General features: G+C 41.1%; 21 protein-coding genes. 6 read left to right on the top strand and 15 right to left on the bottom strand.

The window, feature by feature from the left end; all coding sequences use genetic code 11:
* Window positions 1-33: 33 nt before the first annotated feature.
* From BET01_RS00510 to srtB, 12 genes are all read right to left on the bottom strand, one after another.
* Window positions 34-1,017, bottom strand: a complete 984-nt coding sequence (locus BET01_RS00510) for a glycosyltransferase family 2 protein (protein WP_330512254.1) — start codon at window positions 1,015-1,017, stop codon at window positions 34-36.
* Window positions 1,014-1,994, bottom strand: a complete 981-nt coding sequence (locus tag BET01_RS00515) for an ATP-grasp domain-containing protein (RefSeq protein ID WP_120194810.1) — start codon at window positions 1,992-1,994, stop codon at window positions 1,014-1,016. Before BET01_RS00515 ends, BET01_RS00510 begins: the two co-directional genes overlap by 4 nt.
* 40 nt (window positions 1,995-2,034) lie before the next feature.
* Window positions 2,035-3,144, bottom strand: a complete 1,110-nt coding sequence (locus BET01_RS00520; protein ID WP_120194811.1) for a DegT/DnrJ/EryC1/StrS family aminotransferase — start codon at window positions 3,142-3,144, stop codon at window positions 2,035-2,037.
* 40 nt (window positions 3,145-3,184) lie between these two features.
* On the bottom strand, window positions 3,185-4,105 hold the full coding sequence (locus tag BET01_RS00525) for a glycosyltransferase family 2 protein (protein ID WP_120194812.1): 921 nt from the start codon (window positions 4,103-4,105) through the stop codon (window positions 3,185-3,187).
* A 35-nt stretch (window positions 4,106-4,140) separates the two neighbouring features.
* Window positions 4,141-5,013 (bottom strand): glycosyltransferase family 2 protein, encoded by an 873-nt coding sequence (locus BET01_RS00530; RefSeq protein ID WP_120194813.1) that lies wholly within the window; start codon window positions 5,011-5,013, stop codon window positions 4,141-4,143.
* A 9-nt stretch (window positions 5,014-5,022) separates the two neighbouring features.
* Window positions 5,023-6,000, bottom strand: a complete 978-nt coding sequence (locus BET01_RS00535; RefSeq protein WP_120194814.1) for a glycosyltransferase family 8 protein — start codon at window positions 5,998-6,000, stop codon at window positions 5,023-5,025.
* Between the two features lie 93 nt (window positions 6,001-6,093).
* The gene (gene glf, locus BET01_RS00540) at window positions 6,094-7,194 is read right to left on the bottom strand and encodes a UDP-galactopyranose mutase (RefSeq protein ID WP_120194815.1); all 1,101 of its coding nucleotides are present in this window, start codon (window positions 7,192-7,194) and stop codon (window positions 6,094-6,096) included.
* Between the two features lie 154 nt (window positions 7,195-7,348).
* Window positions 7,349-9,013 (bottom strand): 2-isopropylmalate synthase, encoded by a 1,665-nt coding sequence (gene leuA, locus BET01_RS00545; protein WP_120194816.1) that lies wholly within the window; start codon window positions 9,011-9,013, stop codon window positions 7,349-7,351.
* Between the two features lie 314 nt (window positions 9,014-9,327).
* The gene (locus BET01_RS00550) at window positions 9,328-10,488 is read right to left on the bottom strand and encodes a toxic anion resistance protein (protein WP_120194817.1); all 1,161 of its coding nucleotides are present in this window, start codon (window positions 10,486-10,488) and stop codon (window positions 9,328-9,330) included.
* Complete coding sequence (locus tag BET01_RS00555; RefSeq protein ID WP_120194818.1) at window positions 10,481-11,758, bottom strand: 5-bromo-4-chloroindolyl phosphate hydrolysis family protein; 1,278 nt, start codon at window positions 11,756-11,758, stop codon at window positions 10,481-10,483. The genes BET01_RS00550 and BET01_RS00555 overlap by 8 nt, the downstream gene beginning before the upstream one ends.
* A 199-nt stretch (window positions 11,759-11,957) precedes the next feature.
* On the bottom strand, window positions 11,958-13,313 hold the full coding sequence (glmM, locus tag BET01_RS00560; protein WP_120194819.1) for a phosphoglucosamine mutase: 1,356 nt from the start codon (window positions 13,311-13,313) through the stop codon (window positions 11,958-11,960).
* A gap of 63 nt (window positions 13,314-13,376) precedes the next feature.
* A complete protein-coding gene (srtB, locus tag BET01_RS00565; protein WP_120194820.1) occupies window positions 13,377-14,153 on the bottom strand; it encodes a class B sortase in 777 nt (258 codons plus the stop codon).
* Window positions 14,154-14,295: 142 nt separating this feature from the next.
* Here srtB and BET01_RS00570 point away from each other — a divergent pair, with 142 nt between their 5' ends.
* The gene (locus BET01_RS00570; protein ID WP_120194821.1) at window positions 14,296-15,501 is read left to right on the top strand and encodes a BTAD domain-containing putative transcriptional regulator; all 1,206 of its coding nucleotides are present in this window, start codon (window positions 14,296-14,298) and stop codon (window positions 15,499-15,501) included.
* 45 nt (window positions 15,502-15,546) lie between these two features.
* On the top strand, window positions 15,547-16,020 hold the full coding sequence (locus tag BET01_RS00575; protein ID WP_120194822.1) for a methylglyoxal synthase: 474 nt from the start codon (window positions 15,547-15,549) through the stop codon (window positions 16,018-16,020).
* Between the two features lie 74 nt (window positions 16,021-16,094).
* On the opposite strand, the gene BET01_RS00580 is transcribed toward BET01_RS00575, so the two are convergent.
* A complete protein-coding gene (locus tag BET01_RS00580) occupies window positions 16,095-16,625 on the bottom strand; it encodes an HD domain-containing protein (RefSeq protein ID WP_120194823.1) in 531 nt (176 codons plus the stop codon).
* A gap of 1,086 nt (window positions 16,626-17,711) precedes the next feature.
* Between BET01_RS00580 and BET01_RS00590 the strand changes: the two genes are divergently transcribed.
* Window positions 17,712-17,996, top strand: coding sequence for a putative quinol monooxygenase (locus tag BET01_RS00590; RefSeq protein WP_120194825.1), 285 nt, complete (start codon window positions 17,712-17,714; stop codon window positions 17,994-17,996).
* 562 nt (window positions 17,997-18,558) lie between these two features.
* Window positions 18,559-18,774, top strand: a complete 216-nt coding sequence (locus BET01_RS00595) for a hypothetical protein (RefSeq protein WP_120194826.1) — start codon at window positions 18,559-18,561, stop codon at window positions 18,772-18,774.
* 1,074 nt (window positions 18,775-19,848) lie between these two features.
* Here the strand turns inward: BET01_RS00595 and BET01_RS21475 are convergent.
* Complete coding sequence (locus BET01_RS21475; protein WP_158584953.1) at window positions 19,849-20,004, bottom strand: hypothetical protein; 156 nt, start codon at window positions 20,002-20,004, stop codon at window positions 19,849-19,851.
* 310 nt (window positions 20,005-20,314) lie between these two features.
* On the opposite strand from BET01_RS21475, the gene BET01_RS22460 reads away from it, so the two are divergent.
* Window positions 20,315-22,570 (top strand): collagen-like domain-containing protein, encoded by a 2,256-nt coding sequence (locus tag BET01_RS22460; RefSeq protein WP_147422786.1) that lies wholly within the window; start codon window positions 20,315-20,317, stop codon window positions 22,568-22,570.
* A gap of 187 nt (window positions 22,571-22,757) precedes the next feature.
* On the opposite strand, the gene BET01_RS00615 is transcribed toward BET01_RS22460, so the two are convergent.
* A complete protein-coding gene (locus tag BET01_RS00615; protein ID WP_243117080.1) occupies window positions 22,758-24,110 on the bottom strand; it encodes a PQQ-dependent sugar dehydrogenase in 1,353 nt (450 codons plus the stop codon).
* 230 nt (window positions 24,111-24,340) lie between these two features.
* Here BET01_RS00615 and BET01_RS00620 point away from each other — a divergent pair, with 230 nt between their 5' ends.
* On the top strand, window positions 24,341-25,090 hold the full coding sequence (locus BET01_RS00620) for a hypothetical protein (RefSeq protein ID WP_120194829.1): 750 nt from the start codon (window positions 24,341-24,343) through the stop codon (window positions 25,088-25,090).
* The last annotated feature ends 19 nt before the right edge of the window (window positions 25,091-25,109 follow it).

Below are 25,109 nucleotides of genomic sequence, written 5' to 3' on the forward strand. Positions count from 1 at the left end.
ATATCTGAATTTATGTTTCCCATCTCACTTCTTTTAGCTATGGTATTTTCTTCTTAAGAATTCGTAGAGTCCTGGAAATCTGTGCTCTAACTGGATAAAGAACCGGGTTCTTTTCGTCAGCTCCTTATAATATCTCCTGTACTCCGGATTCAAGATCTCCTTAAACTGCCTGGTATTGACCATGGTATGGTAATAAGTTCTTCTATCCGCACTTTTAATGGCTTCCCGAAGCCGTCCTCCGGTTGCAACATCATACTCTTCGTAAACCTTTTTCATACGCTCATAATAGGTCTTCTGTTTATTTTCATAGTCACCGCTTTTTCCCTCCACAGTCCAGGAACCAGCAACACCCACCCGGTATGCACTCATTGGCTCATCAAAGTAGTAACCGTATCCTACACTTGCTGCAATCATCTGGATGGGGGTATCCCCTACGGGACAATCCACATAATAATCAGGAAGTTCCTTAACGAGGCGTGATGGAAATGCCATGGCGGACATGGCGTATCCAGAAGACTTATCCACAATCTCTTCCGGAGATATGACCTTGTTTCCACAATATGGACGCATCTTTCCCTCAGTTACCGCTTTTCCAACCAAATGGATCTTGGCGCTATGAATGCAAAGAGTACATTCTGGATGGGCTTCCATATAATCTACCTGTTTTTGCATCTTATCTGGCGAGACCCAGTAATCATCTCCGTCACACATGAAGATATATTTCCCTCTTGCCCTTGGAAAATTAAAAGCACCGCTGATGTTGTCTATCCCTTGAGAATACTGGTTTTCTGTCTGAATCAGAGGCAATACCTTACCAGGATACTTTTTTTCGTATTCTTTTAAGATTTCACCAGTCCCATCCGTAGATGCATCATCGTGTACCAGAATTTCGAATTCAAAGTCTGTTTTTTGCATCAAAAAGCTATCCAGAGCCTGACGGATATAATCCTTGTGATTAAATGTGACGCAGTTCACACTTACCATAATATTAGAATCAGTCATTCCGTTCATACTCATTCGCCTTCTTTCTCCACGATCTTTGTAATATATTCCTCATATTTCCTGGCTACATACATGCTTGTGATTCCTTGAAATGGTTCGATCTTCTCTCCGGTAAAGCATCTTATGTGGTTGGTAACGCAATCATATCCTGCCAGACAGGAAAACTCCACACCACCTGAAAAACGGGGATTGCATTCCAGCATACGATAAATTCCATCTTCCCCTTCAATAAATTCAAAATTTACACAGCCGTTTATGTTTAATGCCTCTGCGATCTCCCTGCATATGGCCTCTAGAGTATCATTAGAAAATACAAGTACTGAAGTTCCTGCGCCATTGCCTGTCCGCAAAAGTTCTTTTCTGCAGATTACCGCGCATTCACCCGTTGTTTCCTGGCGAACCACATCCACTGTGATAATGCTTCCTTTATAAAAAGGTTGTACCACAAATTCTTCTGCTTCACAAAAGGTGAGAAGACTCTTCATCTCTTCAATAGAAGAAACATAGTGAAGTCCCTGACTGCTTCTTCCATTATAAGGTTTTACAACAGCAGGATAAGGAATTGCCTCAATATCAGCGTCTAAAAGATTTACCGTTTCAATGGGATTCCCCAATCCTTTTTCTAAGAGGAAAGAGCTCATTTTTCTTTTGTCCCTGCATAAGAGCATGGTCTCCTCACCAGAAAGGCAAAGAGTTATGGAATGTGCTATTAATTCCTCTCTATGACGGTTCCATACATCTGCTTCCACATCAGTCAACACAATGATGGCATCAACTTTTTCTCCATCACAAATGGAAAGCATTTGGCTCACATAAGAACTTTCTTGTGTTGCATAAGGAACCTGATAGAAAGAGTCTGTACTTTTTGCATCAGCAATCCACTCAGCGGGATAGATATCACAGCCTATGACCCGAATCCCATTGTTTTTTAGATTTTTTATTACTATATCCGCAGAAAATGATCCAATTGCGGTTACCAGTGCTGTCTTCATCCGTTCCTCCTAATTGGTTCTTATGAAAAAGAGCCTTTCTTTATCTTAGTTCCAAAATAACATCACAAATACGATCTACTTCTTCCAGCGAGAGATCTGCATACAACGGAAGAGTCAGTACGTTATCTGCCGCCCATTTTGCATGGGGAAGGCTGATCTCCTGAAACTGTTCCCGGTAGCAATCAAAGTCTGTAATCAAAGGGTAGAAATACTTTCTCGCGAAAACATGATGAGCTGCCAAACATTCATACACCTCATTGCGTGACTTAGTAAATCCGTCAAAAATAACAGGGAAATAAGCATAATTTAACCGTATGCCTTCTTTTTCCTGGTTTAAGCGAATTCCGGGAATTCCAGTAAGACGCTCTTTGTAACGTTCTACCACATGCCTTCGCTTTTCTATGTTTTCTTCTACATGTCTTAAGTTGCAGATCCCCATGGCAGCCTGAAATTCATTCATCTTCGCATTTCCGCCCACATATTCCACGGATTCTTTTCCTGTAATCCCGAAGTTTTTTAAGTAATTTAAAAGAACTTCCAGGGAAGGATCTGAAAAGGTGACAGCACCACCTTCAATGGTATTAAATACTTTTGTGGCATGAAAACTGAACATGGAAGCATCTCCAAAAGTTCCGATTCCTCTCCCATTTACCTCTACTCCAAAGGCATGAGCCGCATCGTATATAACTTTTAGCTTATGCTTTTTGGCTATTTTTTCAATTTTTTCTACGTCGCAAACATTACCATATACATGCACCGGAAGAATAGCTGTGGTCTTAGGGGTAATGAGTTCCTCGATACGGTCCGGATCCATGGTATAATCCTCTTTTCTGATATCACAGAAAACAGGAGTTAAATTATTTCTCATAATGGCGTGAGTGGTGGAAGCAAAGGAAAATGGAGTGGTTATTACCTCTCCGGAAAGATTCATGGCCTGAAGTGTCATCTCCAAAGCCATATGTCCATTGACAAACAAAAGAAGGTTGGATGCCTTTAAGTAGGCTTTCAGCTGCTCTTTTAAGCGGTCATGAAATTCTCCCATATTGGTCATCCAGGCAGTGTCCCAGATGGGTTTTATCTCTTCTATAAACTCCTCGTAGGAAGGCATAGATGCTTTCGTCACTAATATTTCTTTTTCTTCCGGTATCATAATTATTCATTTCCTCCGTATTCCATTGCTACAAAAGCATTCAGATGGAAAGCATCTGACCGAACGTTCTTATGACGGTGCTTTTATAAAATTTGTATTTTAAGATGATTCTCACTTTATTCAAACGGCTCCTATTTGGAAGTTGAACGAATTGTTCCAGGGCTTCTCTCTTTTCTTCGTCCATTTCCTTGCCGTAATGATTTAAGAATGATCTAGCCTGTAAAAACATCTTTCGGTACTGTTCCTTACTCCGCTCTTTTTTGGTCAACCGGTTTACATACTGTTCCAAACCGCCCTTAGAGCCCACTTGATTGCCCCCATGCTGCCGGTAAAGCAGCAATGGTCTGTCAACATAAGAGATTTTCCCGAAGCAACTAGCCAAAAGTCCAAGCCACCAGTCGTGCATCATGCATTGTTTTGGCAGATAGGAAAAGAAGGGGAGAAAGCTACGATTGATCATAATCGTATTTCCCGTTATGTTGTTCTCAACTAGGTAGTGGGTAAATCGGTTATCATAGACCGCAATTTTTTGAAACTTTGCCATTGATGGATGACGAATGGTCCCCTTCTCGTCTGTCACGGATAGGTCTCCGTGAACCAAAAGAGGCAGGTCCTTGCCCCACTGGCTTTCCAGACGTCTCATCTCGTTTAACGTGACCTCTACCTTATCAGATAGCCAGACATCATCTTGGTCACAGAGCATGACATAATCATCATCTACGGAACTTAATAGGCGAAAAAAATTGTTTTGAGGGCTGCCAGATGGTTTTAAATGAATGAGGCTTTGAATCTGCTCCGAATACTTTTTTTTATATTCATTTATAATCTCAGGGGTTCGATCCGTGGATTGATCATCAGAGATTAAGATGCTAAGCTTTTTATGGGTCTGGTTTAGTAAAGAATCCAACTGCTGCCGAATGTAAGCCTCTCCATTGTAGGTTGCCATAAGAATGGTTACCATGATTTAGGCCTCCTTTCCCTTAAAGAAGGGACTGGCTACCAGGACAGTCCCAAGATTTTTGTTAAAAACCAAATCTCAACCATCAAAAAGCCAAGGAAGCCCCTGGCTAATAATTCTTCCAATGGATTGATTTTTAAATACGCTTTATAATAATGAAGTTTGCTTTCATGAAGAATGGCCTGCTTCCTTAAAATTGATTTCACGCTTTTATCAATGGATACGGAATGGAGATGGACATAGGATTCCCCAAGAAGAAGTAAGGTTCGATATCCTTTTTCCTTTAGCTGATAGCCAAGAATCTTTTCTTCATAATAAAGAAAGACCTTCTCATCGTAAAGGCCACATTCCATCAATGCCTTAGCATCCGCTAGAAATAAGGAACCAAGGACCGCATCCACAAAGGCATGTCCCTTTTCCCCCTTAAGCTCTGGCCTATCATTGAGCCAACGCTGAAACAATCGTCTTGTGATCAATCCCGTATCTAACAGGTCTAAAAAAACACCATGAAGCCTCCAGCTTGATAAAGCCACAGCACCAGTTCGGTCTTTGGTAACCGCTGCGGCCACCGCCAGGCGATCTGTTTTTTGAAATGCCTCTTTCATGGCTATGATACAATCTTCCGTGACCATAACATCTGGATTGGCGATCAAGACGTGACTGGCATGAAGGGTATCATAAGCATAGCGAATTCCAAGGTTATTGCCACTTCCATACCCTCCATTTACAGGAGAAATGAGAAAGTGAACCTTTTCATCCTTCAGCTCCTGGAGGTCAGATACGGAATCATCACTGGAATGGTTGTCCACCACTACAATGGAATCCAGACATTCATAATCCTTTATGGCAGACACCAGACTTATGGTGGTCTTGGCATCGTTATAGTTTAGGATAATACAGCTTATATTCATATCCGCTCCTTAAGAATCTTTCCTGGAATTAATCACCTTCATGCCAAAATGGCGGCTGACCATATCCCGGATGGGCGGACATAAAAAGGTGGCGTAATCCATGAGGTGGTATATCACCATATAGAGGTAACTCCCCTCTTCCTTCTTCGTGCCTGCCCAGGGGGTCAGGGAAAGGTAATGATCATACACCTTCCGGTAATGATTTAAATTCCCCCTCTTCCATGGTCTTTCATCTCCCATATAATGAAGAATCACAGGATGCTTTTTTGCCTCCTGAAACGACTTTTTTGTGATGGTTTGATACACGGGGGAAAGCTTAGCCAGATGACTGTAACGGAAATACCGGTAGTTGGTAAAGAAATTATACCGTGGCGGCAAAGGTTTGATTCTTCCTTTTAACGCTCCGTTTATAGTATCCTGATCTCCGGCAAATAGCTTTCCTCCTCTGGAAGAATAAAAATCCAGTAACAACTTCTGGGCCTGTTCCTTCCGCCACCGATTTAAATCAATCAAAAGTACACCGGAGTTAAAGTAAGGTTCCTCCGGCGAAAGTCCAATGGATTCTTTCACAGCAGGGTATATGGTAGGTTCCATTACAGCGCCCACCATATTTGACTCAAGGTTCATTTCCCACAATCGCTTTAAGGAAGCGTTTACTACGGTGTCACAGTCTAAATAAAGCACCCGTTCCTCTGTTTCCGGCAGTACCTCTCCCACAAACAGACGAGCCATGATACTTAAATCAAAGCCGCCTGTATCAACTTCATAGCTAAAACGTTCTTTTAAGTCTCCAAGCTCAATCACAATAACTTCACGTTCAAATTGGGCTCCAATCTCAATTAGACGGTTTTTATTCTCTTCGGATAATCCCATGGACAAGATATATAAGTAAATCTTATCTGCCTCTTTGTTATGCTCCAAAAGAGAATAAAGGGATACCGCGAGATGCCTGGCATAGCCGTCATTGGAAGCGTATACAACATTCATGAAAATCCCCCGTCCTGTACCTGTTTGGTCCCTTTAGTTCCGTAGTATTGTACTATATCTTATAGGAAAAGTAAACAACCTGAGACCTCCGGGCTATTTCAGTTCCTCTTGTGCTACTTTCATGGCTGATTCAATAACCTTGTCCATATCGTAATATTTGTATTCCCCTAATCGACCGCCAAAGATTACGTTTGATTCCTTTTCTGCCATGGAAGCATACTGCTGATACAGTTCTTGATTCTTTTCATTGTTCACTGGATAATAAGGCTCCATTCCTTCTTCCCATGCCACCGAATATTCTCTGGTGATCACAGTCTTTGGCTGGGTTCCGAATTCAAAATGCTTGTGCTCAATGATTCTTGTATAAGGAGTTTCTCTGTCTGTATAGTTCACCACAGCTACCCCCTGGTAGTTGTCCATATCCAAAGTCTCTGTATCAAACTTAAGACTTCTGTATTCCAGTTTTCCCAACTGATAATCATAAAAGGCGTCAATCATTCCAGTATACACCGTCTTTTCTCCAAGACTGTCATAATACTCTCTGTTTTCCAGATAATCGGTCTCAAATTCGATGTCACATCCCTCAAATAACTTTTCTATGATTACATTGTATCCGCCAATTGGGATTCCCTGGTATAAGTCGTTAAAGTAATTGTTATCATACGTAAAACGGACCGGAAGCCTCTTAATGATAAAGGCAGGCAGTTCCTTGCAATCTCTTCCCCACTGCTTTTCTGTATATCCCTTTACCAGCTTCTCATAAATATCGGTTCCTACTAAGCTAATAGCCTGTTCCTCTAAATTCTGTGGCTCTCCTTTTACGGAGGCCTTCTGTTCCTCGATCTTTGCCTTTGCTTCTGCCGGAGTGGCTACGTTCCACATCTTGCTAAAGGTATTCATGTTAAAGGGCATGTTATAAATCTCCCCTTTAAAATTAGCCACTGGGCTGTTGGTATATCGGTTGAACTCCGCAAGCTCATTAACAAACTTCCAGATCTCCTTGTTGCTTGTGTGGAAGATATGGGCGCCGTAGGTGTGCACGTTAATGCCTTCTGTCTCCTCACAATAGATATTTCCACCCATGTGGTTTCTCTTCTCCACTACAAGGCACTTCTTTCCCATTTTACGAGCAAGATAAGCAAACACACCAGAATACAATCCGCACCCTACCAATACATAATCATATTTTTTCATAATTCCATTCTCCTGTCATTTATAAACTGTTCTTATTATACTAAAGTCCTTTGGAAAAGTAAATTCTTCTTCCCATTGGAAGGGTAGAACAATGAATTTCCTATTACACAAAAAAGACGGGGCCGCCATCATAGGCTGACCCCGTCTTACTATTTTAATACAATAACCGGTTTAATGCACTGAAAATACCTCGGATTGAGGCTCTGGTAATATTGGAACTGATTCCTACGCCGTAAGTTGTCTTTCCGGTGCGAACATCCAACAAATGAATATAGGACGCAGCCTTTGCGCCTGAACCAGAGGCAAGAGCATGCTCGCTATAGTCGAGTACTCGGATTTCAATATCAAGCTCTTTTTCAAGACCTTTTTGTACCGCATCGATAGGACCGTTTCCAACTCCTTCGAAGACTTTTTCCACGCCATGATCCATATAGCGGACCTTTGCGAAGGTGGAGAATTCCACATCGTCTTCTGCCTCAGTAATCTGAGCCTTAAGGAAATGAATGGGTTCTTTCCTGTCGGTGTAATTGCTATTGAACTCATTAAGAATCTGCTCTGGAGCCACTTCACCCTGCTTCTCTGAAATAGCCTGAATCACATCTGCAAATTCCTTGTGCATGCCTTTTGGAAGCTTGAAGCCATAGAAGGTATCCATAACAAATGCTACGCCGCCTTTGCCAGACTGGCTGTTGATACGAACCACTGGTTCATACTGTCTTCCAATATCTGATGGATCGATGGGCAGGTAAGGAACCTCCCAAAATGTATTCTTTCTATCCCGCATCGCCTTCGTGCCTTTGTTGATGGCATCTTGATGGGAACCGGAAAAAGCGGTGAATACAAGCTTTCCAGCATAAGGGTGTCTCGGTGCAATCTCCATCTTAGTACAACGCTCGTAAACATCTGAGATTTCACGAATATTCTCAAGATGAAGTTCAGGATCAATTCCCTGGGAAAACAAATTGTAAGCTACCGTTAATATATCAAGATTACCGGTTCTCTCTCCATTTCCAAACAGAGTGCCCTCCACCCGGTCTGCACCGGCAAGGATAGCAAGCTCTGCAGCCGCAACTCCGGTTCCCCGGTCGTTATGAGGATGAATGCTTAAGATAATGCTTTCACGGTTTTTAAGACGCTGATTCATCCATTCAATCTGATCTGCATAGACATTAGGAGTGGTCATCTCTACCGTCGATGGAAGGTTTATGATAATCTTTTTATCTGGAGTTGCTCCCCAGATCTCCTGGACTTCATTGCAGATGTCAAGAGCATATTCAAGCTCGGTTCCAGTAAAACTCTCAGGAGTATACTCAAACATCACTTCTCCATCAAAGTCCGACGTGTACTGCTTCGCCCACTGTGCACCCTGAACTGCTATGGCCTTTATCTCATCCATATCTTTGTTAAAAACCACATCACGTTGCAAAGTGGATGTAGAATTATAAATATGAACAATAGCCTTTTTCACACCTCTTAAAGCTTCAATGCTTCTCTTGATCAGATGTTCCCTGCACTGAACAAGGACTTGAACCACCACATCATCAGGAATCATCTTCCGTTCCACAAGTTGCCTTATAAAGTCAAACTCAATCTGGGACGCTGCTGGAAAACCAACCTCGATTTCCTTAAAGCCCAGCTTTACAAGAAGCTGAAACATCTCAATCTTTTCTTCCACTACCATTGGCTCTATCAAAGCCTGATTTCCATCTCTTAAATCCACACTGCACCAAATTGGCGCCTTTTGAATCTTTTTACCAGGCCATTGTCTCTCCGGATAATTCATTACCGGTGCTTGTTTATATCTTTCATAATTTAACATCTCTTATCTCCTCCATTATCATTCACTTGTCAGTCTGTTCCGGTTCCAGCCGGATTCTGCCATAAAGCAGTCTTCTGCTTTTTATCCCTTTAAAAACTATGACAGGCTTTGGAGTCGATAAATTACGCTGTACTTTTTGACAATAAACAACGTGGCTTTTATAGGTCTAGCCCCATCTTCATCATTCCTTTACATTAAAATCACATGCCATGCTCTGATAATGCGTCACGGTAAAGTGTTATGTTATTATAGCACGACGAAAGAAGGCTTACAACCGAAAAATAAATTTTCTGCTGAAAGCCTTTGACTTTTATTTATTTGCTTAATTGTAACAATTTGTTTTTTAGTTCGCCTTCCATACGGGCAAGCTCAGCTTCCGCCTCCATACGCTTTTGTCTTCCTTCTGCCTGAATGCGCACCACCTCATCAAGAGTTGAAATAAGAGATTCATTGGTCTTCTTAAGGGTTTCTACGTCAACAATTCCACGTTCTGATTCTTTCGCCGTCTCAATGGTTGCTGTCTTTAAAACTTCAGCATTCTTTCGAAGGAGCTCGTTGGTCATGTCAGTAACCTCTCTCTGAGCTCTAGCCGCCTGCTCGGAATGGTTGATTCCAATGGAAAGAACCATCTGGCTCTTCCATAACGGAATGGTGTTCACTAGAGTAGACTGGATCTTCTCCGTCATAAGTGTATCATTGTTTTGAACCAGTCTAATCTGAGGAGCCATCTGAATGGAGATCATACGGGTCAACTCCAGATCATGAATCTTCTTCTCAAATCGATTAAGCATCGATGCAAGGTCATTGGCTGCCTGAGCATCTTCTGGAAGACCGCTTTTTGATGCCTTGTCTAAAAGAGCGGGAAGCTCCGTCTGCTGTACCTTATTAAGCTTTCTCTTTCCAGCCAGGACATACATGGACAGTTCCTTAAAATATGTGGTGTTTAAGTCATACATCTTATCAAGCAAAGCAATATCTTTTAAAAGCTGAATCTGATGATTTTCTAACACCTTGCAAATCTGGTTTATATTCACCTCTGCTTTTGCATACTTTACCTTCATGTTTTCCAAACGGTTGGCATTCTTTTTAAAGAAACCAAAAAAGCCTTTTTCCTCTTCTCCATTTTCAAAGCCTCTCAGCTCCACCACTACATCCGTAAGCATCTGGCCTACTTCTCCTAGATCCTTGGATTTCACATTTTCAAGGGCAGTCTCTGAAAAAACAGCAATCTTCTTTTGAGCACTGGCACCATACTGAAGAACCAGGTTTGAATTTTGCAAATCGATCTTCTCCGCAAAATCAGCTACTTGTCGTTCTTCCTCTGGAGTCAGATTCGTCTCAGGAACTGCCTCAAGCCTGCCTTCAACATTCATCAGTTCTTCCTTTGTTCCAGTGCTTTCCACCACAGCATCTGAAAATGGAGTCAGGGTCAATTCCGGTGTTTCTTTTAACATCTCTTCAATATCTTTACTCATTTCGCTTACCTCCTTGGAAATCACTTTCTGCAAATCCATCCTTTTTTAACATGGTCTGTATCACCGAAGCATCCGTGGTAACATCAAGAACTGCATCTTCGTATAAGTCATCAAGGAGCCGTTCAAAAGCTTTTTGAATGGTGTCCAGAGTTTTCTCAATCTCAGCCTTTGCAGCGTTTACATTTTCTCCTCTGGAACCTGCGCTGTCAAAATCCCGATAAGCATTCACAAGCTTTACCGTAGTAGGCAGGTAATAATCCATAAAGCGTTCCATCTCTTTTCCCTGTTCCGGGTGCTTTGATACGGTATCAAAAATCCGACGGATTACATCTTCAAGATCTGATATCTTCTGAGAAATGACTTCTCCTGGAATGGCATCGTTGGCTTCCTTTAACATGTTCAAATAATTCCGACCTGCTGCCATCATATCTTTAAACTCTTTGGAAAACTTTTGCTTTTCCTCTTCTATTTCAATCTTATTTCTTTCCTTTAATGCTTTTTGGCACTCTAAGTATTGTTTATAAGTATCCTCACTCAGCATAAGACAAGTTTTCTGCTCGTCTAGATAGGCTTTTGAAAAGATACGAAGTTCCATCATCTTCTGCACATCCTTACGGACAAATTCCTTTGATTTTCCAACCAGTGCAGCTAACTCCTCAATGGTACAATACATCTTTCTTCCAGCCTGCTTGGCGTAGAGCTTTCCTCTCTTTATTCGGTTTCCCATATCAATTCCACCTTTAAGCATAAAGCCAAAAACAGCTCCAAAGGATGTAATGATTAACGAAGCGCCTCCAATCACCCATATATCAGGCTTTGCAATCATGGCAATGATCCACATCACAAGAAGTACTAAGGTCATGAGTCCAAGACCAATGCTCCCAAAGACAGTAAAAAGAATGCCTGCTACACGGCCATTATTGTTGATCTTAATTCCCTCTTCACGAGGCTTAGGGGCTTGTCCCACTCCCGCTTTCTTGCTGCCAGGGTAGCTCGTCTGAAACGCCTGATATCCAGGCTCTAAATCCTGCCTCTTTTTCGTTTTTGCGTATGGTTCTGCCCCTTCACTGGATTGGCTTCGATAGGATTTTGATGACGAAAACCGTCCCATATCTCCGTGTTTTTGCATCTGGGTTCTAGCTTCATCCAGAGCATCGTTAACGGAATCAGATATGGTTTTATTTAATTCTTTAAAATCCATGGAACGGATTGCACTTTCTACCGAATCCAGGATCTGATCTCCTAAATTTGATAAATCTCTCTTATCCATATTTTTATGATCTCCCAAAATATTTCATAGTTAAAAAATATCATATCACGAAACAACCCTTTTTACAACGAAAGTGAAAAGGAAAAAACATGCAAAAAGCATATGTGTTTCAAAAAAGGCAAGCCTGATTTGCATGAAAATACTGGCTTGCCTTTTATTTCATATGAAATTAAACCTATGGTCTAATTCCCTGTTAGAATTAGGGAATCAAATGACCTTTCTGCCTCATCACCTCTATTACCTGTTCCACGTATGTTTCACAAGTATTAAGGTCTGCAGCCTCCACCATAACGCGAACGACAGGTTCTGTTCCGGACTGACGGAGTAATATTCTTCCGCTCTCTCCTAACAGTTCAGCCACTTTATCCACTTCAGCCTTTACTGCTTCATCATCTTGTGCTGCTGTCTTATCATGGACACGAACATTTTTAAGGACCTGAGGAAATACCTCAAACTCGGAAACCAGCTTCGCAAGACTTTCCTTTTTCTCAAGAATTACTTCCATCACCTTTAAAGAAGTAAGAATGCCATCTCCGGTGGTTGCATGCTTGCTGAAAATAATATGGCCGGACTGCTCGCCGCCAAGGCAATTGCCGTTGGCAACCATATTTTCGTAAACGTATTTATCTCCTACTGCGGTCTTTTCAAACTCAATACCTTCTCGCTCGAAAGCTTTATAAAGTCCGAAGTTTGACATGATTGTAGTCACTACCTTGTTGTTCTTTAAGGTTCCCTGCTCCTTCATGTACTTTCCGCAGATATACAGGATGCCGTCGCCGTCAACCACGTTGCCGTTTTCATCCACTGCCAGGCAGCGATCCGCATCTCCATCATAGGCAAAACCTACGTCAGCGCCTACTTCCTTCACAAATTTCTGAAGCTGGCCAATGTGGGTGGAACCACAACCAGTGTTGATGTTTAAGCCGTTTGGCTCGTTGCTGATGACATGTGTCTCGGCTCCAAGAGCGTCAAATACGTTCTTTGCAATGGCTGAAGCACTGCCGTTTGCACAGTCTAGTGCTACCTTCTTATTTTTAAAGGAACGAGTGGCAGTGGAGATCAGATATCCAATATATCTGTTTCTTCCTGCTGCAAAATCCACCGTACGTCCAATCTTATCCTGCTTTGCCAGTGGAAGTTCACCCATCTCACCGTCTAAATACTTCTCAATTTCATCCGTAACGCTTTCGTCAAGCTTTTCACCTTTTTCGTTCATGACTTTAATTCCATTGTCATAATAAGGATTGTGGCTGGCGGAAATCATGATTCCGCAGGAGAGACCTTCGGTTCTTACTACGTAAGATACACTTGGGGTCGTCGTAACATGAAGCAGATAGGCATCCGCACCAGAAGCTGTAAGTCCTGCTACCAATGAATATTCAAACATGTAGCTGCTGCGTCTTGTATCTTTTCCGATTACGATTCTGCAAACTTCATCTGGATTTTTATGTCCATAGTACCAGCCTAAAAAGCGTCCTACCTTATAAGCATGCTCTACTGTCAGTATGACGTTTGCTTCCCCTCGAAAGCCGTCGGTTCCAAAATATTTTCCCATACATATCTCCTTTTACAAATCTGCAGTTTATGCAGAATTATATGTAATATACCATACTGTTCCCTATTTTTCAACCTGGGATACCTCGTAGGCATATAGAATTGTCCTGGCATCTGCCAGTTCATAACTACAGGTTACAAAAGACCAAAGTGTGCCTATTGGTTCGTTAGGCTTCTGATAAAAAAGTCCTTTCTTAGTCATCTTCTCCACATATCCATCAAAGTCTTCCTCTGTATCAAATTTTGTTCTTCTCCGCTCGCCATCGGCATCCGTATATAGAACCGTGAATGGCCGAAGATGAAACTCCCGCTGTGGGGTGTAGATTGTGATATCTTGATGCTCCTTAAAAAATGATTCTTCCTTATATTTAATAATATCCTTAAACATGGATCCATTTTTCATATGATGACCGTATAATATGTTATGCCTTCCAGAAAAGTCAGGTTCACTTTCATAGTCAAGAAATATAGCTCCTGAAGCATTCTTTTTGCCTTCAAAATCCATATTCAAATAAGTTTCATTGTCATCAGTCTGTACAATGGGATAATCAATGGAAGTACCTTCTATCTTAAGCCAACCTACAATATCCGGGTTTATGGCTTTTAAGGCATCAAACTGGATTGGGGATACGTATGCACCACTGGACTCTGCTATGGTTTCTTTATCCTGGATACTTTTAGTCTCCCCACTACTTTCTTCTGTTGCCAGCTCTTGTAAGCTTTCATATTGACGATCTGCTTTGTCTTTCTTTTGGTAATCCAAAAGAAGCATACTTGCGCCTGCCACCAGGAGAACTAGGCCTATTATAAGAACAACCGTGGCTAGTTTTCTTTTCTCCATGGAAATTCCCCCCTTCGTCCTGCAATTTTTACCTTAATTATATCGTATGACCAAAAAAATCACAATCTTTTATAAGCTTAGCTAGACTTTTTCCTTGTTTTTCTATATACTTTAAGTTATAAAACACCATTTGGAGAAGCTAATGAAAAATCAGGAATCTGTCATCTATGTTAATATGCTGGGAGGATTCTCCATATCCATCGGGGACAAGGCTATAGTGGATCAGAATAACCAGGCAAAAAAACCGTGGAGTCTTTTGGAATACCTTATCACCTTTCGGGGGAGAGATATTCCAGTGGAGGAACTAATCGATCTGTTTTGGAAGGATGAAGGAAGTAACAATCCTGCAGGCGCATTAAAGACTCTCATGTTTCGCGTACGAAAACTATTGGAACCTCTTGGATACCCAACGCAAGAGCTGATTTTCCAGAACCGGAAGGCATATGGCTGGACCAAGCACCTTACTACGGTCTGCGATACCGATCTTTTTGAAGATTTGTGTGTTCAATCAGAGGCCTCACAACTAACCTTTGACCAGCGTCTTTCCCTCTGCATGGAGGCGTTTGACTTGTATAAGGGTAATTTCCTTCCGAAATCGGAATGGGAATCTTGGGTAGTCCCAATTCATACCTATTATCATACTCTTTATCAAAAGCTAGTCAATCGAATACTGAGTATGCTTGATGAGGAAAAGAACTATCCCACCATGATCGAGGTGTGCCAGCAGGCCATTGCCATAGATCCTTATGGGGAGGACGGCCATTATTACCTAATCTGTGCCCTCTATCAAAGCGGAAACCAGCTTATGGCTATGGAACATTATCAAAGAGTCAATGATATGTTCTATAATGAATTTGCCATTACTCCTTCCATAAGATTTAAGGAGCTTTATAAGCTGATCAGCGATAAAAAACACGGAATTACCATGGATTTAAGCAACATTCGGGAAATCTTATTAGAAGGCAGTACCAAGAAAGGTGCTTTTTGCTGCGAGCCGTCTGTATTCAGAGACATCTATCAATTAGAAACAAGGGCGATTGAACGAACTGGAGATTCCATCTTTTTATGTCTTTTGACCATTAGCAACTTAAAGGGAGAGCTGTTAAAACCGGCTGTCCAGACAAGGGCAATGGACGAGCTTGGAGAATCCATAAGAAACTCCCTTCGCCGGGGAGATATTTTCAGCCGATACAGTGTCAGTCAGTTCTTAATGCTTTTACCGACTGCCACCTATGAAAACGGAGAGAACGTATTAAAACGAATCATTCATAATTTCAAAAAAGAATATTCCAGAAAAGATTTATCCATTACCTATTCGTTACAGAGTGTTACACCGAATCAGACATAATTTTCATTCGATATAAAATTTATTTCTAATCACAGGAGGAACCGGATGTTACAGGATGATTTTATCACACTCACATTACAAAAAACAAAGAATATTGCACTGATTGCCCACGACAACAAAAAGCATGAACTTATGGATTGGTGTAAGGAGCACATAGAGACCCTTAAAAAACACACTCTCTGCGGCACAGGTACAACAGCCCGTATGATTACTGATCAGACAGGACTTCCTGTAAAGGGATATAACAGCGGTCCTTTAGGCGGTGATCAGCAAATTGGTGCAAAGATAGTTGAGGGACGAATTGATATGGTAATCTTTTTCTCTGATCCATTGACAGCTCAGCCCCATGATCCAGATGTAAAGGCTCTTTTGCGTATTGCACAGGTTTATGATATTCCCATTGCAAATACAAAAGCAACCGCTGATTTCGTCATCACCTCACCCTTAATGGAGAGTGTTTATGAGCATGAAGTCATTAATTTTAATAAAAATGTCCAGGAACGTGCGCAATCACTGTAACCTCTGGAATTTTATATCTTAGACGCAATACGGCAGGATTCCCAGTTACTGGAAATCCTGCCGTATTTTAATTCTTATCCAAAAACCAGTTTACACAACGCAGTGTATTCCTGATAAGCAGGATACTGCTCAAGGCCTACAAGCCGTTTTGCGATCCCCTTATAATACCAGGCGTGTTCTGATTTATTCTTTTCGTTAAAACGTTCCCAAATCTCATCTCCCATAAGAAAATAATCCCTTGCCGTGGACCTAAGATTGCTCAGCTTGTCCGCAAGGACAAGAATCTTACACTCCATGGAAGCATGTTCCAGATGGTGAATGGTGGCACTTTTTCTTTCTTTCCAACTCTTTGACTTATCTTCTGTTTCTTCCATAACAAGCTCAGCCACTCTTACACCAAATTCTCTTCTAAGCTCTTCCTCGGTGACTCCGGTATCTTCCACCACGTCGTGCAGGAGAGCAGCACAAATGAGTTCCTCATCTGACGCCATCACGGAAACGATGACTGCTGTTTCTAGCGGATGGACGATATAGGGAATTTTCGTCCCTTTGCGATAGGCTCCCTCATGAGACCTGGCCGCAAATGCAGCCGCTTTCTCGACCATACTGATTCTCCTTTGGTTCTTTCTTACTATTTATATTATCACAATCTATAATGATTTAACAGATAATCTTGTAAGATTCCAGAAACAACCTTATTTATCTATTTAGAATCAAGTTTTTAGAGAACTTTAATCTCACCTGGTTTTTTCATTTAAACCAAGGCGATATGGACCATTATGTTGTCGGAGATTAATCAAAATCATAGATACCGTTTTATGTAAAGGCAGTACCCAAATGCCGGATAACTGCCTTTTATTGCTTATTAAACTTCTATGTTATCATCAACATTAAAGTTAATAAAAAAGATATTGTTATTACTAAAGTTATCGCTGAAATTATTACTAAAGTTATCATTTAAGTTATTGCTAAAGTTATCATTTAAGTTATGATTTAAGTTATCATTAAAGTTATCATTAAAGTTATCATTAAAGTTATCATTAAAGTTTTCTCTAAAGTTATCATTAAAGTTTTCTCTAAAGTTATCGCTGAAGTTATCGTTAAAATTATCGTTAGATTCTGACTCTCTACCACCACATCTGTTACGACCCTCATTGAAACTATTTTCGTAAGATTCTCTTATTTCTCGTTCACATGGCCAACGATTATTGTTACGGTTACACCAGGATTCACATCTACAATTACGTCTGCAACAACCATTATTAAAGCAGCACATATATTCCCACTCCTTTCTTAATAAGACATACTATAATTTATGCTACAAGAAATCAAAAAGTGAAAAACAGGGTTATTTCCACCTATTATTGCTACCTCCAGTTGCTTTATCTACCCAATTGCAGATATAAAATCGTCTTAAATCCAACGCTTCTCATCCCGTAAATAATTGTGTATTCTAGTCATATACGCATTACCAATAATTGCTTCCAGCTTAGCGTTTTTTTTCTGCATTCGCATTAGAAACGTCTTTTATAGAGAAATTTTCCTCCAAACACACAAGGTACTTAACCTATTTACTCAATACATTTAAGGCTTCTTTTTGAGGCATGATTAACCACGAATCATCTAATTCAATTGATGTGCCGATCTTTTCATGTTAAGCTTGAATGAATTAAATGTAAGAAGGAGATGACATGATAAAAGTAATTGCAAGAAGCGTAATAAAAGAAAACCATTTAACCGACGCTCTTTCGCTTTATAAGCTGTTGGTCGCAGAAACTGTAAAAGAACAGGGTTGTATTTCCTATGAGTTGTTTCAAGAATTAGACGATCCCAATAACCTGACCTTAGTTGAAGAATGGGACGATATGGATGCACTAAAACGCCATACACAAACGTCGCATTTCGTTACTCTAGTTGAAAAACTTGCTGCGTATGAGAAAGAGCTACCAGTCTTAATTTATAAGAAACTATTTTAAGCAATAGCTATTAGAAATAAAAATCCAAATGTTGGGTCATTAACATGAAGGCTTATTTTCACAATCTCTTCACAAATTGATCAAACTCCCATCACATTTATACGATATATTAATAAATGTAAAGAGACAACATTTTAATTATTTTTTTTCATACTCAGCCGGTAAGATTCCCCCATCTTGCCGGCTACTCCCATTTTTAGATTTATTTTTTGTCTACCAATGGACACTTAAATTATATGCGCAACTCTATCTTTTTTTAATTTTTGTTAATTTGTTTTCTAGTAAGTTTATACTCAATCAATTTTTTATGAAGAATCGGAAAACATGACCTTGTTCTTTTAGATATCGATAGATCGGTATTATAAATGGATAATGGATTCAAACATGATATTGTGGTTAAAATAGGGGAAGCCAGTAAATATAAAAAGTCAAATTACCATAAATTTACCTTTTTTAAGATACGTATGAAATATCTTTGATATCTTAAATTATGTAATTTATAATATTTTAATCAAAAAAAAGCAAGCTCCTTACAGGATTGCTATAGGAAAGGAAATCTAAAATGGGAAAATTTGAAAGTGCAATGGCAATCGGTTTAAGAAACAAAGAATCAGATAAATTAATTGTAGTATATCCTTTTAAAGCCGAAGGAAGCGATGAGGAAATCACTAAAAAAGTTACGGATTGGTATTATATGCAGCATTGCTCCGCAGAGGAAGAACTGAGAAACGCATATGTGGATATCTTAACGGAAGCAGAAGCTAAATCTGCGAAATAGAAGAAATCATAGTCTTAATTTAGTAATGATTCATGATAATTACGATAGATAAACTTAATCTTTTTCAAAATCCTCCCCGTCTTGTTAATGGCGAGGAGGATTTAATATTAATTTGGGATGATATTATTCGGTTTATTTTAATAGATGATTATTTAGTGATCGCCTCCTTTGAATTTTTATATATTGGCAGCTTGGAAAATGAATCTCTGATTTCAGTGACAGTACCAAAATATTGGTTATTAACGTAAAGGTCATAACCTTCTTTGGGGTTAAATATTAAATAGGAGTTTTCTGCTGTTAATTCCACTGTTTGTTGTTGGACATCAGATTTGATTGAATATGGTTCTATAACAATAAAAGATACCATTACTATATAAATATAGATGGTTTTACGGGGATGCCCCTAGCAAGAGTCACTTGGATTATAAAGTGTGTATCTTGTGCACATATTCTGCGTGCGAAATTCAAGTGCATTAAGTTAACTATACTTAAAGAACTGTACTATTAGCAAAACGTAGATAAATGAATCTTTTGGGATAATTTTAAGTGTTGGGATAGTTATTCTTCATAAGAAGTTGATGCGAAAGTAGATTATATGGTCTATTTAGTATCAGCTCTTTTTTGAGTGGTGAAAAATGCAGCGAGAGTGAAACTACTACTTAGTGGCAGTCAATCGCTTTACACATTTTCTTGTAGAAATCATCCTCTAATACAATCTAATGCAGAATTGGATGGAGAACATATTGAACGTTATCTAATCTACTTAAATACTGAAGATTCAGAACGAAAAGGTTATCGAACTGATCTAATTCAGTTAAAAAGTCAACTTGATTTAATTGGGAGAATGAGCAATGATGTATTGGCAATGGAAACAAAAGAAATGCGCCAGAGTATGGATGAAATATTACGTAAAATCATAAAGAGGTAGTGATTTGATGAAGAAATACGAAAAAATGGCTGCCACAAATAAAGCAACAAGGATTGAAAAAGTAAAAAAGATAGGTTCCCTATTTATTTCAAATAAATCTTGTTCGTATGTACGACCGGAATGAGTTACTTGTATCATTATAATAATCACATCATTTTGGGTTTTGCTTTAACAGGAGATTTGCTTTCTAAAAGAGAAAGGGCTTCAATTGCCTCATCAAGATCTGATTTATAATGTTGATTAAATGCTTCTGCAAATATGGAGCTGGACAGCTTGGAATTGGTATTTAAATATGACAGCATATTTCTAGATTTACCATCTAATTTACTAAGTTCTATCTATACCATGTCCTACCCTTATGTAAGAATTTAATTATAAAATTGCCATTATTGTAATTATAACAAAATTATGGAAAACAGTAAAATTATGGTAACTAGGGTGTGTCATGGATGTAAAAAAATAGTTGTAGGATAAAATTTACGGCGGAATAGCAAAAACAGATAACTCCCATGAAATTATACTTAAAAAGAAGTAAATCCCAGTTTGATTATTTTTGAATATTATATATTAGGCGTCAAATTACGCTGTTAAATAATTTTAGGAGGGAGTTTTATGAAGCCTAATGAATTTGAGGAAATAAATATATGCAATTGTGGCGGCGGAAAGAAATGTTCTTCAGATAGGTGCTGCAATAATGGATGTATAAATTGTGAACCTTGTCGGTGCAAATGTTGTCGTTGCGTAGGACCTACTGGACCTACTGGACCTACTGGGCGTACTGGACCTACCGGGCCTCAGGGTCCCAATGGGCCTACTGGGGCCACTGGCGCTACTGGCGCTACTGGTGCTACTGGTGCTACTGGTGCTACTGGTGCTACTGGTGCTACTGGTGCTACTGGTGCTACCGGGGCCACTGGCGCTACTGGCGCTCAGGGTCCCACTGGCCCTACTGGCGCTACTGGTGCTACTGGCGCTACTGGTGCTCAGGGTCCCACTGGCCCTACTGGTGCTACTGGCGCTACTGGTGCTCAGGGTCCCACTGGGCCTACCGGGGCTACTGGCGCTACTGGCGCTCAGGGTCCTACTGGGCCTACCGGGGCTACTGGTGCTACTGGCGCTCAGGGTTCTACTGGGCCTACCGGGGCCACTGGCGCTACTGGCGCTCAGGGTCCTACTGGGCCTACCGGGACCACTGGCGCTACTGGCGCTCAGGGTCCTACTGGGCCTACCGGGGCCACTGGCGCTACTGGCGCTCAGGGTCCTACTGGGCCTACCGGGGCTACTGGCGCTACTGGCGCTACTGGCGCTCAAGGTCCTACTGGGCCTACCGGGGCCACTGGCGCTACTGGCGCTCAGGGTCCCACTGGGCCTACCGGCGCTACCGGTGTTCAGGGTCCCACTGGGCCTACTGGCGCCACTGGCGCTCAGGGATCTACTGGAGACACCGGCCCGACTGGACCCGCTGGAAGTACCGGTCCTATAGGTCCTACTGGAGATACTGGTCCTATTGGACCTACTGGAGACACCGGCCCGACTGGACCCGCTGGAAGCACTGGTCCTACTGGAGATACTGGTCCTATTGGACCTACTGGAGACACCGGCCCGACTGGACCCACTGGAAACACCGGTCCTATAGGTCCTACTGGAGATACTGGTCCTATTGGACCTACTGGAGACACCGGCCCGACTGGACCCGCTGGAAGCACCGGTCCTATAGGTCCTACTGGAGATACTGGTCCTATTGGACCTACTGGAGATACCGGCCCGACTGGACCCGCTGGAAGCACTGGTCCTATTGGACCTACTGGAGATACCGGTCCTGTTGGACCTACTGGAGACACCGGTCCGACTGGACCCGCTGGAAGTACCGGTCCGATTGGACCTACTGGAGATACCGGTCCTGTTGGACCTACTGGAGACACCGGTCCGACTGGACCCGTTGGAAGTACCGGTCCTATTGGGCCAACCGGAGATACCGGCCCTATTGGACCTACTGGAAGCACCGGTCCTATTGGGCCAACCGGAGATACCGGCCCGATTGGACCTACTGGAGACACCGGTCCGACTGGACCCGCTGGAAGCACCGGTCCTATTGGACCTACTGGAGATACCGGCCCTATTGGACCTACTGGAAGCACCGGTCCGACTGGACCCGCTGGAAGTACTGGTCCGATTGGACCTACTGGAGACACCGGTCCGACTGGACCCGCTGGAAGTACTGGTCCGATTGGACCTACTGGAGACACCGGTCCGACTGGACCCGCTGGAAGCACTGGCCCGATTGGACCCACCGGAGATACCGGCCCGACTGGACCCACTGGAAGCACTGGTCCTACTGGGCCCACTGGAAGCACCGGTCCTATTGGACCAACCGGAGATACCGGTCCTACTGGACCCACTGGAAGCACCGGCCCGACTGGAGGCACCGGTCCTACTGGACCCGCTGGCACTGCTGGGTTATCAGAATTTGCTTATATATACAATTTAGCTGCTCAGGTGGTTGCTTTAGAAGCAGATATACAATTTAGTACCAATGGAGTTATCGTTGGCACCATTGCACATGCACCCGGAACATCCACCATCCAATTTGGAAGCGCTGGAAACTACGCCATTTGGTTTAATGTAGCAGGAGTTGAACCGAATCAATTTGCTGTTTTTCAAAATGGAGCTGCAGTTGCTGGAGCAATATATGGATCAGGAGCAGGAACACAACCGAATCCTGGTATGGTAATTATTACCGCAGCCGCTGCCGATGTCATAACAATACGAAATCATACAAGTGCTGCTGCAGTTACGCTACAAACTTTGGCCGGAGGAACACAAATAAATTCTAATGCTTCCGTATTAATTCAAAAGCTAACTCCCTAAGATCATACGCCTCATAAGAGGGGAATCAATCAAAGCAGTTGAACAAATTTCGTCCAACTGCTTTGGTTAGATTGCACACCCAATATAAAAAAACCCTTGTATAATAAAAACCAGAAAATTTATATCACTTAATATGATAATGGAAAATATTATTTAAATCTCAGTTACTATGATAACCAAAAATGTCTTACGAAATTATTTTACTGATTTTCCAAATAACTCCTGAATTTGGTTGATAAACATTTGGTAGCTCTATGTTAGCTACTGCCATATCTGTTATATACATTGCACCATCAGGTCCAAAAACCACATCAGTTGGTCTACTTAACCCGGCCTCTTCGGGAAATCCTGATTTATTTATAGCAAATGTTAATATTTCCCCATTAAGAACATTCACTCTCATTATCCTATGACCTACACCTGATTGTACATATTCGGTAAACTCTTCATATCGAACTCTGCCAAAACACGCAATATAAATATCTCCTATAGGGCCAAAATCTACCGTTTCATTAAAGTCAAAACCCATTATAGTAGAACCTGTGGGAAAAACGGCAGTTGGTGGAGGTGGGATAGATGGAATTGTTTCTAACAATAATTCTGGCTTTCTACCTCTAACTGGAGTAAATCTAGGCATTGTCACTGGTTCTCCTCCTGAGTAATCTGGCCAGCCATACCACGCACCTGGAACATATAAAAACAACTCATCCAATGCATTCGCAATCGGTCTGCTTCCTCTGGCATCCATTCCTTGGTTTGATATAATTAAACGATTCAAATTATCAAATTTCATATAAAATGGATTACGAAGCCCCCATGCAACCAATTCTATGTTAGAGCCATCTAAATTTGCACTTAATACACTACCGGAAGCTAAAAGTCTACCTGCTTTTACTTCATGTTGTTGAGCATTAGGAACCCCAAAAGGTGAAAAAGCTCCGGTAATGGCTGGCGACATAGCAGGTATCAACACATTGTTTGTTTCAAAATTAACGTTATTAAGAATTATATAGGAACCTGGAATATCGTAAAAAAAAGGATATTCATAAAGCCAGCTATTATCCAGTCCTACTACACCAGAATTTGTTGCTGTTCCCTGTCCAAAGTAAATTTTCTCATCATTACTAATCTCAACCCGATTATTGCTAAAGTCCCCATAGCTTGGCAATCCACTGATAATATCCTGTCTTGTGCCATCCGGATTAATAACAGTTACTACTCCTTTATGTGACACATAGATGTGTCCATTTTTATAATTGATTCCGGTTAGTGGAACGTTAAATCCCTCAGCCACAACCTCAGTGCCACTATTGCTCATACGTAATACTTGAGGATTCATTGTTGCTAAACCGGAATCAGCAATTAACATATCTCCTGTTTCTGTAAAAACCATTCCAATTGGTGCATTTAATCCTTGAGCAAAAACTTCTATTTGGTAACCTTCAGGTACACTTATCCGATTGGGATCAAGTTCTCTCTGTTTATATGGAATTTGCTGCATGTAAAATTTCTGTAGATAATTGATTTTATCAAAATCCACCTTAAATCTCCGTTCATATTTTTCATTTACAATATATGGTAATTTTTTTAATATAGTAACACCATTTTTACCTTGATTATTACTGCTGTGGTTAACGGACGAACACATATAAACAGGACATTTCGTAAGAATAAATTAAATTATTACGATTTAATGGTTAATCTTGTAAGATCCATGATTTTCTGCTATGCTAGGTAACGTAAATACAATCAGGAGGAAAGTAAATCAGTATGAATCAATATAACAATCAGCCAAGGGCGAACCGCAGGCAATCAGGCTCCCAATATAGACAAGATGCGGGGAAACGTGGTTTTCTTTCGATCCTTCTGTTTTATGTGCTGCCTTTTATCCTTGTGAATGGCTTAATCTTTCTTGTGGTTACGGAAAAGCCAAAGGGCGATATTACCATCGGTGAAAGCAGCGATTATATCAATACTACTATGGAACTTAAAATAAGCTCTCTGCTTCCATTAAAGAGCATGGAGGTGACCTTAGATGGAACTCCTGTCCAGATGACAAAGACAGGTTCTAAGACCTTTACTGCTGCTCTTACTAACAATGGAGCCTTGGAAGTAAAGCTTACTGGATTTAATAAAATGAAAACAGCCTTTAATGAACAGGTCAATATATTAGATGATACGCCTCCTGTAATTAAGGACAAGGTGTTTAAGGAAGGTCTTCTTTCTTTCCGTCTGGAAGATAGCCAGTCTGGAGTGGATTACTCATCGGTAACTGCTTATAATGATGATAATCCTGACATTCTCCCTCTTTCCATCGACCGAAGTACTGGACTTGTCATGTTTGAGATTAAGAAAGATAACATAACGATTTCTGCAAAGGATAAGATCGGAAACGAGATGCACATTACCTATAATCCCAAAGGGGAGAATGTGGAAGAGGAAGAAATAGACAGCGAACAAGCTCAAGATGAAGATGCTGACGACGCCTCTCCGGATCAAACCGAAAAGAGTAATGATTAAATTAAAATTAGAGTAATTT

Source organism: Lacrimispora algidixylanolytica (assembly GCF_003609635.1).
GTDB lineage: Bacteria > Bacillota > Clostridia > Lachnospirales > Lachnospiraceae > Lacrimispora > Lacrimispora algidixylanolytica.